Source organism: Spirosoma foliorum (assembly GCF_014117325.1).
Taxonomy (GTDB): Bacteria; Bacteroidota; Bacteroidia; order Cytophagales; family Spirosomataceae; genus Spirosoma; species Spirosoma foliorum.
Map to the genome: position 1 here is coordinate 1339939 of NZ_CP059732.1, position 14479 is coordinate 1354417.

The 14479-nt window shown below is 47.3% G+C and carries 11 protein-coding genes; 5 read left to right on the plus strand and 6 right to left on the minus strand.

The window, feature by feature from the left end; translation table 11 throughout:
* Nucleotide 1 precedes the first annotated feature (1 nt).
* On the minus strand, nt 2–3055 hold the full coding sequence (locus tag H3H32_RS05445; RefSeq protein ID WP_182461644.1) for a SusC/RagA family TonB-linked outer membrane protein: 3054 nt from the start codon (nt 3053–3055) through the stop codon (nt 2–4).
* A gap of 455 nt (nt 3056–3510) precedes the next feature.
* Between H3H32_RS05445 and H3H32_RS05450 the strand changes: the two genes are divergently transcribed.
* Both H3H32_RS05450 and H3H32_RS05455 read left to right on the plus strand, forming a co-directional pair.
* Nucleotides 3511–4035 (plus strand): type 1 glutamine amidotransferase domain-containing protein, encoded by a 525-nt coding sequence (locus H3H32_RS05450; RefSeq protein WP_220472603.1) that lies wholly within the window; start codon nt 3511–3513, stop codon nt 4033–4035.
* A 74-nt stretch (nt 4036–4109) separates the two neighbouring features.
* The gene (locus H3H32_RS05455) at nt 4110–4415 is read left to right on the plus strand and encodes a putative quinol monooxygenase (RefSeq protein WP_182461645.1); all 306 of its coding nucleotides are present in this window, start codon (nt 4110–4112) and stop codon (nt 4413–4415) included.
* 86 nt (nt 4416–4501) lie between these two features.
* Here H3H32_RS05455 and H3H32_RS05460 read toward each other — a convergent pair whose 3' ends face one another.
* Entirely contained in the window at nt 4502–5203 is a 702-nt protein-coding gene (locus H3H32_RS05460) for a DsbA family oxidoreductase (protein ID WP_182461646.1), read from the minus strand.
* A 289-nt stretch (nt 5204–5492) separates the two neighbouring features.
* Here H3H32_RS05460 and H3H32_RS05465 point away from each other — a divergent pair, with 289 nt between their 5' ends.
* Nucleotides 5493–5690 carry a hypothetical protein gene (locus H3H32_RS05465; RefSeq protein ID WP_182461647.1) on the plus strand — a complete coding sequence of 66 codons (198 nt, stop codon included), beginning with the start codon at nt 5493–5495 and terminating at the stop codon, nt 5688–5690.
* A gap of 48 nt (nt 5691–5738) precedes the next feature.
* Here the strand turns inward: H3H32_RS05465 and H3H32_RS05470 are convergent, their stop codons facing one another.
* Entirely contained in the window at nt 5739–6182 is a 444-nt protein-coding gene (locus H3H32_RS05470; protein WP_182461648.1) for a response regulator, read from the minus strand.
* Nucleotides 6183–6311: 129 nt separating this feature from the next.
* A complete protein-coding gene (locus tag H3H32_RS05475) occupies nt 6312–8750 on the minus strand; it encodes a PAS domain S-box protein (protein ID WP_182461649.1) in 2439 nt (812 codons plus the stop codon).
* 271 nt (nt 8751–9021) lie between these two features.
* On the opposite strand from H3H32_RS05475, the gene solA reads away from it, so the two are divergent.
* Entirely contained in the window at nt 9022–10185 is a 1164-nt protein-coding gene (solA, locus tag H3H32_RS05480; RefSeq protein ID WP_182461650.1) for an N-methyl-L-tryptophan oxidase, read from the plus strand.
* A gap of 105 nt (nt 10186–10290) precedes the next feature.
* Nucleotides 10291–10650 (plus strand): hypothetical protein, encoded by a 360-nt coding sequence (locus H3H32_RS05485; RefSeq protein ID WP_182461651.1) that lies wholly within the window; start codon nt 10291–10293, stop codon nt 10648–10650.
* Nucleotides 10651–10691: 41 nt separating this feature from the next.
* On the opposite strand, the gene H3H32_RS05490 is transcribed toward H3H32_RS05485, so the two are convergent.
* Nucleotides 10692–11099, minus strand: a complete 408-nt coding sequence (locus H3H32_RS05490) for a VanZ family protein (protein ID WP_182461652.1) — start codon at nt 11097–11099, stop codon at nt 10692–10694.
* A gap of 37 nt (nt 11100–11136) precedes the next feature.
* Nucleotides 11137–14016 (minus strand): PAS domain-containing hybrid sensor histidine kinase/response regulator, encoded by a 2880-nt coding sequence (locus H3H32_RS05495; protein ID WP_182461653.1) that lies wholly within the window; start codon nt 14014–14016, stop codon nt 11137–11139.
* Nucleotides 14017–14479: the final 463 nt, after the last annotated feature.

Here is a 14479-nt window from a genome sequence, read left to right on the forward strand (position 1 = left end):
ATTAAAAAGTAAGGTTCAGGCCAAAAACAAACGTTTTCGCTTTCGGATAGCTGAGGTAGTCGATACCGTACGACGAAATCCCGTTGATGTTACGGTCAGTTACGTTTACCTCTGGGTCATAGCCATCATATTTGGTGATCACGAACAGATTCTGACCCGTAGCCGATAAGCGAATCCCCTGAATCCACTTGCCCATACCAATGAGTTTTGGGCTAAGGTTATAGCCTAACGACAGGTTATTCAACCGAAGGAAAGCCCCATTTTTCAGGTATCGGCTCGAAACGGGCGCCGAGTTGTTGATCGACTCGTTTGGCATAGCAATTGCCTCTGGCGTAACGTTCAGCCCTTTCGACAACCGCAACTTGTAAAAGTTGGCATTGGCGGTATTGTCGTAGATTTTGTTGCCAGATACGCCATTGAAATTGACCGATAAATCGAATCCTTTATAGGCAAAATTCGTGTGGAAGTTGAACTGCTTAGTTGGCAGAGCACTTCCAACGGCCAGACGGTCTTTATCCGTGATGATGCCGTCGCCATCCACATCCTGAAACTTACTGATTCCCTTATCATCAAGGCCAATGAAGTTTTTTAGGAAGAACGTACCGATGGGTTGACCGTTGATATAGCCGTTGATCGTAGCCGATGTCAGGCCAGAACCCGACGCGTTCCCGGAAGGAATAACGGTATAGGGCGAGTTATTAACCACATTGTCGATGAACGTAATATTGCCGCCAACATCGAATCGGAAGCCACTCAGACTCGCATATCGGTAATTCAAATCCACTTCAACACCCTGGTTGGTGATGGTCATATTCGGAACGTTGGTCCAGAAAGTACCCGCTGGCTGAACAGGATCGGATGGAATAACTTCGAGCAGAATGTTGTTCGATACTTTCCGGAAGTAATCCACCGAGCCAGACAAACCACCTTTAAACAGGGCAAAATCTACCCCTAAGTCGGTTTGTGTCGATACTTCCCATTGGATGTCGGGGTTGGCAAGGCGTGTATAAGACGTTCCGGCTGGATAGGCACCCGTTGGCGATAAGGGATAACTTGCTGATGCCGATACCTGGGAGGTAAACAGGGCCTGGGTAATTTTGGACGGAATTTCCTGATTACCGGTTTGGCCCCAACCCGCCCGAAGTTTCAGGTCGGTGAATGGACCGGATTTCATAAAGGCTTCTTCCGAAATCCGCCAGCCAGCCGAGAGCGATGGGAAAACCCCGTATTTGTTATTCGCCCCAAACTTGGATGATCCATCGGCCCGTACGGTGGCCGTCATCAGGTATTTGTCTTTGTAGTGATAGCTAACCCGCGAGAAAAACGACTGTAATTCATTCTCCGTTGCAAAGCCAGTGGGCCTATTGTTCGCTAACGTAAGTTCCTGACCTAGACCGGGATTATAAATTGGGTCGATTGGAGAGATCGGGAATTTGTTGATGCTGGAACGGCGTTCCTGCACAAAAATTTTCTGATACGAATGGCCTAGCAACGCGGTTAAGTTATGATCCTGCTTCGCCAACGTGTAGGTGAAATAGTTCTCAACCAGAATGTTCCGATTGGTCGTGTAAATCGACTCCAGTCGCCCGTCTATTAGCGGTACCGCACTGGGCAACTGTTCGATATCCCGCGCTCCAGTAGAGTTATCAATGCCCAGATTCAGTTTATACACCAGGTCTTTCGTGAGCTTAAACGAGGGAGATAAATTGGCAATTGTCCGGTTGATGGTTGCAATATCCTTCTTCAGTGCCAGCGTGATGAGCGGATTGGTGCCCGCCTGGTATTTGAAGGGCGTTCCATCGGTATCGTAGGCGGGTATCGTTGGGTTTGTCGAGATCGCTCCACCAACCAGGTCCTCGGTTGGAGGCCGTTTGTTTAAGGTGTAGGTCGTATTGAGGTTGAAATCAACCGTCAGCCGATCATCCAGAAATTTCTGTGACACATTCAAACGACCTGTATACCGATCCAGCTTACTACCTTTCAGGATACCTTCCTGACTCTGAACGCCTACCGAGCCATAATAGGTGAGCTTATTAGCCCCGCCACTGAATGATACATTGTGGTTTTGGGTTTTGGCTGTTTGGGTGATTTCTTTTTGCCAATCGGTCGATCCTTTGAAATCTTCCAGAACACCACCGACTGCCGGAACCTGCTGGCGATATTCATCGGCCGAGAACACAGGCAAAGCGCGAGTCAGATTCGATATGCCATAGCTAGACGAAAGCGTAAAGTTAGACGAACCTGCTTTCCCCTTTTTGGTCGTAATTAAGATAACGCCGTTCGCTCCACGTGATCCGTAAATAGCGGTGGCCGATGCGTCTTTCAAGACATCGATCGACTCAATATCCTGTGGGTTCAGGAAGTTCAGCGGATTAGTGGCTCCACCCGTACTAGAGTTATCCAAAGCAATACCATCCAGCACGAAAAGAGGAGTACTTCCTGTACGAACGCCACCCGGACCACGAATGGTAATATTCTGGTTACCACCCGGTTCGCCACTGGTAGAAGTTACGTTTACGCCAGCTACCTTACCCTGTAAAAGCTGCTCGGGCGAGTTGATGATACCTCGGTTGAAATCGGCGCTTTTAATCGACTTTACCGAACCCGTCATGTCTTTCTGGGATGCGCTACCGTAACCAATGACCACAACCTGAGCCAGTTCTGATGCCGATGCTTTTAGGGAAACATTGATGATCGTCTGGTTTCCCACGGGAACGTCCTGAGAGATAAAGCCAATGAAACCAAAGACCAGAACGGCATTACCATCGGGTACAGCAATCTTGTAATCGCCATTAGCATCGGTAGTCGTTCCTTTTTGTGATCCTTTCAACACGACGGTACATCCAGCCAGTGCTTCATTCGTCGTTGCGTCGGTAACGCGCCCGCTAATGGTTATCTCTGCCTTTGACTTGTCATCCTTGAAAACAGACGTTTTTGGGCTAGCTAATAAGGGATTGTTTGCCGAAACTGCCAGGGAATGGAAAGCCAGTAAAAGGCAAAATAATACACTCCAGTTGCGTCTCAACGGAGGAGGAGAGGGGTAAAAAGTCTTCATAGTGATGGTAATTGATTAAGGGTGCAAATCTCCAACCTTCTGATTGGATCTCTTTTGAGCTAGCAAAGTATTAAAAATAAATTAATGTATGTATGTCGGATTTCTAAAATGATTTGTCCCCTTCTCCTGTCGAGTATATGTTTGTAATTGTCTGTAATTTAATTGGTTGTCTTGCTTATTTTTTGCTAGTTATCTACTGATGATTTTTTTAGTTATCAATAATTGGTTTTTCGGTAAGCGGCTATATTAAAATTATATTAAGTGAAGCCGTATGGTTAATTAATCGGTGAATTGGATAAATTCAACATAAGATGTGTTGGGGGACGTAATGGCTACCCAGGCATTCTTTATGCTTCTGTTGAGGATATGCGCCGTCGATGTGATATTTGGGTTATCCGTGGTCTTAGCTTTCGGCAAAATTTATATCAGAGTTGCGGTAAAAGAGACATTTTTCAATGGAAAAGCTTAGAGAGCATATTGAGCAGGTTGCCCCGCTTACCGATGAAGAGCTGACGGGCAACGGATGGGTGGCTATGCAAAAGGCCAAAAAACTTTCCGACGTTGACGTTAGTGGCTATGATGCGGTGTTTGTGCCTGGCGGTCTCGCGCCTATGGTCGACATGCCGGAAAATCCATTACTGAAACAAGTGCTTGCCGATACCTATGAACGTGGGGCTGTGGTTGGAGCCGTGTGTCATGGACCGGTATCTCTGCTGAATGTGAAATTGAGCGATGGCTCGTATGTGGTCAATGGGAAAAATATCGCTTCGTTTACTACGGACGAAGAGGATAATTATGCCAGAGCCGATGTGCCCTTCGATCTGCAAACGGCCCTGACCGATCAGGGGGCTATTTTTCATGCCGCATCGCCCTGGTCTGCCAACAGTATTGCTGATGGCCGTGTGGTTACGGGTCAAAATCCCGCTTCGGCCAAAGGTGTTGGCGAAAAAATTGTCAACATTCTTGAAGCTCAGGCTTAACTCTTTCTTTGCCTTTTCATAAGAGAGGCTCCTTGTGAAAAGGCAATCATTACTTAGTCGAAAAACTAGTTATCATGGACAATAAAGCCGTTTATATCGTTGCCAAATGGCAAGTGAAAGAAGGTCAACTAGAAGCCGTAAAGGCACTTCTACCTGAATTGGTGAAACAGACAACTACCGAGAAAGGGAACCTGTTCTATAAGATTCATCAACGTGTGGCAGATCAGCATACACTTATTTTATTCGAAGGATATGCCGACGAAGCGGCCATGAACGAACACCGCAACTCCGCTCATTTCCAGGAGCTGGTCGTTCAACAAATTGTGCCACTACTTGAAAAGAGAGAAGTTGATATAGCCAGCGAGCTGGTGTTTGACTAATTCCCCTCTGAGATTGCAATCGGTATACGTTGCCGTGGTGTCGGTTACTGATAACCGACACCACGGCATTGATTATTGGCTAACGATCAGCAGATTTCGCCGGGTGTACAGGTTGGTCCGTCAGTGGCTTCAACCGCCACAGGGTTTGCTTTTTCCCAATCCGTCCAGGCGGTGTTGAGGGCACCTAAGAAGGTTTCGGGCTGTTGAGCGCCCGAAACAGCGTACCGACGATCCAGCACAAAGAACGGAACACCGCGTGCCCCTACCTGTTGAGCTTCGTAAATATCCCGGCTAACGGCTTCGGCAAACTGATTGCTTTGGAGCAGTTGCTCAACGTCGGCAGCAGCAAGCCCGATTTCTGTACCTAGTTCGAGGAGTGTGGCATGATCGGAGGTATCGCGACCTTCGGTGAAGTAAGCCCGGAACAGCCGTTCTTCGGCGGCATCACCTAGCCCATGTTGTTTCGCGAGTTGGATAAGCCGATGCGCATCCCAGGAGTTGGCCACCACCGCTTTATCGAAGTCGTACGTTAGGCCAACCTCACTAGCCATTGCCGTAACCCGATCGTTCATGCGCTTGGCTTCGTCCAGGCTCCAGCCTTTGATCTCGGCCAGATACTGATTAATATTTTTGCCTGGTTCTGTTTTCATATCTGGGTTCAGCTGAAAGCTTTTCCAGACAACGTTTACCTGGTCTTTGTGCGAAAATTGACTTAGTGCGTGCTCAAATTTCCGTTTGCCGATATAGCAAAAGGGGCACATGACATCACTCCATATTTCTACGTCCATCTTGATAAGCATTAGGCGGCCTGCGCTCGCTAACTGCGGGCCCAGTTCGTTCAATAGTTTCGCTGAGAGCAAGTAAAACGGCTTCAGCAAGACCAGTGTAAGGCAGACCGAATTCTTTATGTTAATTTTAGGGATAACCTCAAATCCGATTTTTTGGTTGCCCTAACGAGCCAGACAACTCAGCCACACTACGCAAGAAAGAACGGGCTAAAACTCCCGAACGCCGTTTGACGTTAACCTGATTGAAAGACGAACAAATCGCTTACAAATAGAATCTATGAATCCGGAAATGAAACCTCTACTTAGTGAGCTAATTGCTCAACTGGAAGCGCTTCGCCAGAAAGGGACCAGTTTATTAGGGCAAGTTGATGCCAATCACCCCGATGCACATCAGATTGCTGACGCAACAGAATCGATGACAAACGCGATCGACAGCCTGAAAAAAATTGGTTTTGGTCTGGAGTCTGAAATTAGCTATGACGATTAGTGCATAGGGTATAATCGGGCGTTCTAATGACGGTTAAGTGAACATGAGTCAGTGCTCGTCATTAGAATGCCTGATATCCAGAAGGGTAACGGTATCTGCCCAGTAGATTTTTAAGTTGTTCAGATACGTCTTCCAGTCCGAGAAGCTAAACGGCTTAACCGTAAATGAAGAAGCCCCAAATGTATAAGCCCGCTCCACCAGTTGAGCCGTTTTACTCGCCGACAGAACAATAACGGGCAGGACACGACCTTTGGGATGGGCCCGTAACAAGGCTAAAAAATCCAGGCCATCTACCTTATCCTGTAGGTCGATATCGAGTAAAACAATTTTTGGTCCTCTCCCTTCCAGTACCTCTATGTACCGTTTCGCATCTTCGAAAGTGCTTACATGAATAAACGAGGCCTCTGCGAAGCTTGTTTTAGCGGCTTTACTCAGAATATCGGCAACATTAGGGTCATCATCGACCAATAAAATAGGGAACTGGCTGGACATATTAGCTATTGATACAGATGTGATGGCTACCGATGCGTGTCGATTAACTATTCTTGGTTTTAGTGATTTATAACCTAGCGTATTTGTAGTATCAAACTAATTCTGGTCTGTGTATCGTTAAACGTGTTTTTATACTGGAAAATATAGGCTGAAGGTAGCACCTTGACCTGGTTTACTATGAGCAGTGATGGCCCCTCCGTGGTTAGCCACTACTTTTTCGCAGATTGCCAGGCCAATGCCCGTTCCGGCGAACTCGCTCTTACTATGCAATCGTTGGAAAACCTGAAAGATACGATCTACATACTTTTCATCAAAACCAATTCCGTTATCTGAAACGTCAATTTGATGATAATTCGGAGTCTGACGAGTGGGTTTTACAGAAGGAGGCAACTCATTTGCCGGTACCATCCTGGTACTGACCAGAATTAATGGAGCAACGTTTGGCTGGCGAAATTTTAAGGCGTTACTCAATAAATTCTGGAACAATTGCTCCAGCTGTGATTTGTCGCCCTGAATTCTGGGTAAAGGGTCAACAGTTACCAGGGCTCCAGTTTCCAGAATACGCAAATCCAGATCACTGATAACATTGTTGAGTACGCTGTTTAGAGAAACCAATGAGGAAGCATCCTGTCTGGTCGAAATTCGGGAGAAACTTAGCAAATCTTTGATCAGGTTCGACATGCGGCTGGCGGCTGCCTGCATACGCTCCAGATAACCGATGCCGTCGCCGAGTTGAGCGGCATATTGACTCTTCAGTAGATCCCCAAATTGCTGCACTTTGCGCAAAGGCTCCTGTAAATCATGGCTAGCCACGTAAGCGAATCGCTGTAGGTTATCGTTGGAGCGGCTAAATAATTGATTCGCTTCTTCCAATTCTTCGTTGGTGGCGGCATATTCCTCATTAGTAGCAGCCAGTTCCTCATTGATTGACGCCAGCTCTTCATTCGCAGCTTCCAGTTCTTCGGTGCGCTCCTGTACCTGATGTTCCAGGGCAATCTGTAGCTGGCGTTGCACGGTGATATCCTGGGCGGTGCCTGTGAGCGTTATTGGCTCACCAGCGTCATCATAAAATACCTGGGCCTGTGCGCTTATAATCCGTACCTGTCCTGTTAGTCGGTTAATAATTGGATGCTCATTTCGATAAACTCCCGATGAACCCGGTTGGATAACAGCTGCTATCGCATCAGCAACCGATTGTCGATACTCGTCGGGCAGCGGATTATACGCTTCATCCATCGACTTTGTTGCTTCGGAGAAGCCGAGCCAGTCCATAAACCGCGCAGAATAGCTGAAAATGCCTGTTTTTACGTCAAGGCTCCAGGTGGCCAGCTCGGCCAGCTCAATGGCACCACGCAGTGAGGCTTCGGTTTTTTCTACCTGCTGTTTGGCCAGAACCAGATCGGTTAGCTCGGCAGCGCTGTTCATTACCCCATATATTTTGCCCGAAGCATCGTACAGAGGGGTGAAGCTATAGTTGAAATAATAGGGTTGCAATTTGCCATCTACCATGATGTTTACACGCTGGGTCTTGGCGTGGAAAGGAATGCCAGTGGTATATACGCTATCCAGTTGCTCAAAAATTTCCTGACCCGCCAATTCCGGCAATAGTTCCGGGTATAGTTTGCCAATGACATCATCGCCCTTGCCAAATACATCTTTAATGGATTGATTTGCCAGTTGAATCTGCATTTGACGACCTACATAAACACCAATAGGGAAGGGTGCACTCTCAACGATACTGCGCATCCTGGCTTCACTGTCTTCAAGGCGCTGTCGGGTCAGAATCTGCTCCGTAACATCGAGTACAAGGCCAACTACCTCCTGGGGCTGCCCGGAGGCATCGTTGATATATATGCCCTGAATGCGAATCCAGTGCACCGATTCATCGGCCCAAATGAACCGAACCTCGAACCGGATTTTACCCGTCCGTAGTCCGTCGGCATAAGCTCGATCCCGAATAGGGCGATCATCGGGATGGATGAAATTAACCAGCGTATGCTGATCAAACTGACGATTTTCCTGCCCGGTCAGAATTCTGGCCAGTTGAGGCTGGTAAACGAGGTGACCATCGGCTAGCCGAAGCTGAAAGGTTGCTACATCAGTTACTTCGGTGGCTAATTGATTAAGCCGCTCGGAGGTGGCCAAATTTTCCCGTTGCTGAACCTCTGCCGTAATATCCTGCACAATGCCCGAAAGCCGTAGGGGGGCACCTTGCTGATCAACATAAGCTTTCCCTGCGCACTGCAACCAGCGCGATGATGGATTGCTGGTATCAGAAACACGAAACTGAATCTCAACGAGTTCATCGGACGGTGCCGTAAGCATGTGTTGTATGAATTCGTCTACCCGTTTCCGATCATCGGGATGAACATGTTCAAACACGTGCGGAAGAGAAACTGTCTCCGTACCCAGGAAGCCAAATAACTCCTGGCAACGGCGGTTCCCGTAAAAAAGCTGGGATGCAGGGTTAAAATCCCAGGTGCCTATTCGGGCAGCCTGTAGCCTAAATCGTAAGCGCTCAATTTCGGCAGATAGACCTTGATCGAAGGGCTTTTGCTCGTCGGTCATTGATTCATCGGTGATTACATATACTTGATTGCAGCTTTTAACCAGATAGACCAAATGAAGGTTTTAGGTTTATAGAAAACTGGTCGATATTCCTTACTGCATTAGTGATTTAGTACCCTTTTACACCACCATTGGAGTGTGTTTAAGGATGACTGATAACAACCAGGGAAGGCCAGAGGAGTCAATAAAACGGATGTTAGTGTGGAAAAAAACGGGGCCGAAAAGTGTCCCGATGCAGATTTGTTAGTCAATATAAGCAGACGTTTTAGTTATGGTTTTTGATGCAATGGCGGTTGGACTCGGCGCAATGGGAAGCGCTACACTTTACCAACTCTCCAAACAAACCTCACATATACTGGGAATTGATCAGTTTGCTCCGCCCCATACCCACGGATCAACGCATGGCGAAACCCGAATTACGCGGCAGGCAATTGGCGAAGGAGCTCACTTTGTTCCACTCGCGTTGCGCTCCTATGAACTATGGCGGGAACTCGAACGAAATACCGGCGAAAACCTATTGACCATAACGGGTGGATTGTTTGTTGGCGACGCACAGTCTAATAGCCAGATGCATCATAAACCCGACTTTCTTCGAACAACTATACAAGCTGCGGAGTCATTTGGGATCGCGCATCGACTGTTGGATACGGATTCATTACGACGAGAGTTTCCTCAGTTTCAGTTTCGTGCGAATGACGTTGGTTATTACGAAGACGAAGCCGGATTCCTGAATCCAGAGCGTTGCATATCGGCACAGCTGGCTGAGGCTCAGAGAAATGGCGCTACTATCCGTACCAATGAACGAATGCTGTCAATGGAATCGAAGGGAGATGTGGTAATCGTTCAAACCGATCAAGCGACCTATCGAACACGAAAGTTAATTCTAACAACCGGCTCCTGGATAACCGAATCCTTTCGGAATACTCCTTACCAGGATCTCCTTCGGGTGCATCGGCAGGTTCTGTACTGGTTTGCTATTCAATCTGACTATCATCTGTATACGCCCGACCGGATGCCGGTGTTTATTCTGAGCGACCGGGAAGTATATGGGTTTCCGGCCATAGGTGGCCCTACTGGCGGGCTTAAACTGGCCACAGAAGTATACGCGCAGTCAACTTCACCCCAGACTGTGAATCGCGTGGTGAGTGAGGCCGAGACGCAGGCCATGTATGAACAACATGTGGCCCCCAATTTTGTGGGTATTGGTCCTGCGTGCGTTAAATCGGTTGTTTGTTTATACACCATGACACCCAATGGCGATTTTATTATCGATCAACATCCAACTCATCCGAATGTATTGCTGGCATCAGCCTGTTCGGGGCACGGATTTAAACACTCGGCCGCTGTGGGGCAAATTCTAGCCGAACTAGCCTTACTGGGGCAAACAGGGTTTAACATTCAGCCGTTTCAATTAGCCCATTTTGCTGGCAAATAGGCACTATTCTGAATACGGTTTACTAACAAAATAAATGAGGTTACAGCACATCAGAAAGAACGTTCTTGGCATGATTGATGATGTATTTTCAAGAAAAAGTCATTTATGATTCTCGACGAACGGACAACAACAGTTTATTCTTCCATCAGCCAGCCACTTATTGGTTTCTGGGGTGCAACTGCCAGTCAGGTAAAGGATATTTACGAGGCTTACAAAAGCTTGTGGTCGTCGACGCCCAACGAAGCCTACGCCCGAGATGTCTACGACTCACTCGTTGCTATTGCCTTGACCGAAGATATGGCCTGTCCTATTGCCTGGCTTTCGGCGGAACTACGATTTGAAGCATTTGCAGCCGCTACTGGCGATCGTAAATGGGCAGCCCTTATGGACCTAACCTACGGACCAGCTATTAAGGATGATCGAGCGCTCGATTTATATAATGAGCGTATGACGAGAGAATTGTAACCTGTGAACGGGCTTCTTCAGCTGAGGATAAGTCTGTTAGGTTATCTATTCAGTGACTTTAACTTTCTTATGCCGCTTAGCATTATAAAGGCGGTAATCAGCCCTACAAAAGCGCCTACTGACCCCCAACCAATATCTTCAAAGCTAGGATAACGGGAAGGGATCAACAATTGGCCAATTTCGGCCAGGGTGACAATACCGATCAGAATCAGCCATAATACCAGCCAATTGGATAAAGAGCGGGGAGTGGACGTGGGTAAAAAACCGGCAACAAGGCCCATAAAAACAAAGGGAATGGCGGTACGGATGTTTCCGTGGGCGTGAACATCGGTCCAGCGGGATACCCAGCCGGGAATAAACCAGATGTGTTTAAAATGATAATTGGGTTGCCAGCTTAAATACAGAATTAGGGCCGTACCAATAATGAGCATTATATAAATTAAACGCATAGAAAGTCCATAATTAGGTTGTTCGTCCCGTTACTAATTAACCGATGTCTGCTAAGGCAGACTGTATGGCCGGTAGTTCTGCTTCCAGTGTTCGTATAAATTGATGAACGAGTGGTTCAATTTCACTAACGGGTTGTTTATTCGTTATTCGGGTACCTATAGTTTGACTTAATTGGACCATTTCGGTCAATCCGAACATCTGAAACGCTACTTTTTGCGCGTGAATAATTCCACCAATCGTAGTCGGTTCGTTTTTTTCGAGTGCCTGCCGAATCTGCTGAATCTCGCCTGGGGTTTGCGCCAAAAACAGCTCCATCACTTCAGCGGCAAACTCCTGGTCATCGTCTAAAGCGCTGAGTAAGACCTCCATCGAGAAGCTTGGTTTGGGCGCTATCTCTTCCTGGGATTTAACGGATGAATGTTGCTCTGGATAATGCAGGGGCGTGTATTTTCGTAAAATGCGCTGTAGCTCCTCCACCTGGAAAGGTTTCGGCAGAAAGTCGTTCATACCAGCCTGTAAGCATTGTTCTCGTTCGCTGGCCAGGGCATGAGCGGTCATCGCAATAATTGGCACGTTCTTGCGCAATGTATTTCGAATATAGCGGGTGGCTGTATATCCGTCCATAACCGGCATCTGAATGTCCATTAACACCAGATCGAAATCGTTCATTTGCAGGCTGTTAATAGCCAGTTGGCCATTTTCAGCTAGCTGGGCAGCGTAGCCCAATCGTTTGAGGACCTGAAGCGCCAATTTCTGGTTCATCAGGTTATCTTCCACAATCAGAATGCGCAGATCGGAAAGCGCTGGATTTAGAGCAACAGTTGACCTTTCGGCAATCAGATCGATTTGAGTAGCGGCTATTCGATAAGGAATCTCCAGCGTGAAACACGACCCCTCGCCAAGCGTGCTGGAAACGCTAATGGAGCCGCCCTGCATTTCGGTGAGCGATTTAACGATATTTAACCCAAGACCTGTGCCACCGTAATAACGGGTTGTAAAATCGCTCGCCTGACGGAATCGCTCAAAAATAAAGGGGAGGATATCGGCAGCCATGCCAATGCCTGTATCCTGTACGCTAAAACGTACCTGTACGGAGTCGGCTGTTATGGCTCTTTTTTCAATGCGTACCCGAACACCACCGTGTTGCGTAAATTTGATCGCGTTGTTGAGCAAGTTGACCAAAATCTGGGTGAGTCGTGTTGGATCGCCCAGAACAACCGGTGGTAGGGTAGGGTCGGTTTCGACAAGTAACCACAGATTTTTTTCGGTAGCCGCCGAATGAAGCATCGTTCGAATCGAATCTGCCAGCGAAGGAATGCTGAACGGAATGGATTCTAGCGGCAACATGCCTGCTTCAATTTTGGAGATGTCGAGGATATCATTGACGATGCTGAGCAGATTTTTGCCTGCCGTTCGGATGAAACTGACAAACTCTTTCTGCTCCGTATCTAACGGCGTCGTTTCCAGTAGATTTGAAAAGCCCAGGATGGCATTAAGGGGCGTCCTGATTTCATGGCTCATGTTGGCCAGAAACTGCTTTTCGGTATGTCGGGCATCCTCCGCGATTTGTCGGGCCAGGGCTAGTTCTTCTTCAAGGCGCTTGCGCTCACTCAGGTCAAAGTGAATGCCCATAGACCCAACCAGCGTTCCAGTTTCGTCAACGATAGGAACACCACTAACCAGCACCCAGATACGACTGCCATCTTTCCGCATTAAGGCCATTTCGTAGGAGCCAGTCTGGCCTTGTCCGCGTTGCACCTGTTGCCGACTAAGTTCTTCTTTAAACTCAGGGTGAACCAGCAAATTGGCCGCGTTTTTGCCGACCAGCTCATCCTGACTATAGCCCAGCATCTGACAAAAGCGATCGTAGGCTCGTAAAATTGTCTGATCGTTATCGACTTCAAGCAGGCCTAGTTCCATCGTATTCATGATGGTTCGGTACTTTTCTTCGCTTCGTCGGATACGTTCATCTGCCTGGTATTTCTGCGTAATATCGCCGTACTTCCAAAGTTGGCCCCGGTAATGTCCGTCCAGCCAGATTGGAATATAATCCCATTCCAGCACTCGTCCGTCGGCCAGATGAGTTACCTGGTTCCGGATGGCGACTCGATCGTGAACAATTTCGTCCATCCGATCAAAGAACTGTTCGGCATTTGCAAACAAAAGAGCGGGAGGTATGGCTACTGAAATGAACTCCTTGCCAATCAATTCGTTGGGCGACTGGTCGATACTAAACAGATCGCAATAAAGTTGATTGGTCAGGATAATTTTTCGGTGCTCATCTTCCACCAACACCCCACTGTGTAGGTTGGTAATGAGCGATTCCAGGCGGGCCTGGGTCAATTGAAACGAATCTTCGGTAAGTTTTCGTTGGGTAATATCTCGGGCCACCGCTACCAGTTCAGGTACCTGCTGCTCGTTCTTTACCAGACCAACTGTCTGCCCAATCCAGACGGCTGTACCATCTTTAGCGCGTATCGGAAACTCGACATAGGTAGCTTCTTGCCCGGTTTGCACCATTGTCTGGTAGAAGTTGATCACTTCAGTTCGGTAGTCCGGTAAAATCAAATGGACAAAATGTCGACCAAGTAATTCAGCTTGCGTATAGCCTAAGAAGCTCTCCACCATCGAATTGGTAAAGGTGAAGTAGCCTTCGGGCGAAATTTTGAAGATTATATCCTGAGCCGAGTCGATCAGCTGGCGGTACTGATACTCGCTTTGCTGACCTTGCTCAAGGTTACTAGTTCGCTGTTGATTCAACGCATCGTTCAGCAGCCTTTGTTGCTCTTCCGATTGGCTAAGGCGTAACGACTTTAGTTTCAACTGCCGCTCGACCCGACGTTGTTCCTTTTTCTGGCAGACCAACTGGCGCTTAAGACGGTTCAATCGGCGCTGGGTAGGTTCAAACGAGTTCATATTTATTCATTAACACTAACAAATTGAAGGAGGGCAACTCTTGTTCGGAACTGCCTGTGCGGATCAATGCTGGTAATGGCGCGAAAGTATGGATAATGAGTGTGCGATAATACGATATTGTTTCGTGCGTTCAATCGTGCAAAAAGGTGTTGACTGCCTGATAGTTGTCATGGTAATCGATATGGCTATTCGGCACGCCTGATTGTTGTCATTTGCCCATCTATTGATTTAAATCGAATGGCCGTGTCTATCAGGCTTTTCGATACTTAAAATTGACGATCTCCCCAATAGGTAGCAAAATAAGCAAGTAGCTCTTTTTGTTACCAAAAATATATAAAAATGACCGTTCTTTAATTTTGTGTGTTTTAATTGATATATTATTTCTTTTTAAGTTTATGTTTTGTGTCATTGTTTCCATTTTCGGGTTTCTCTAATTAGACACAATACCGCCAACTGTTACATG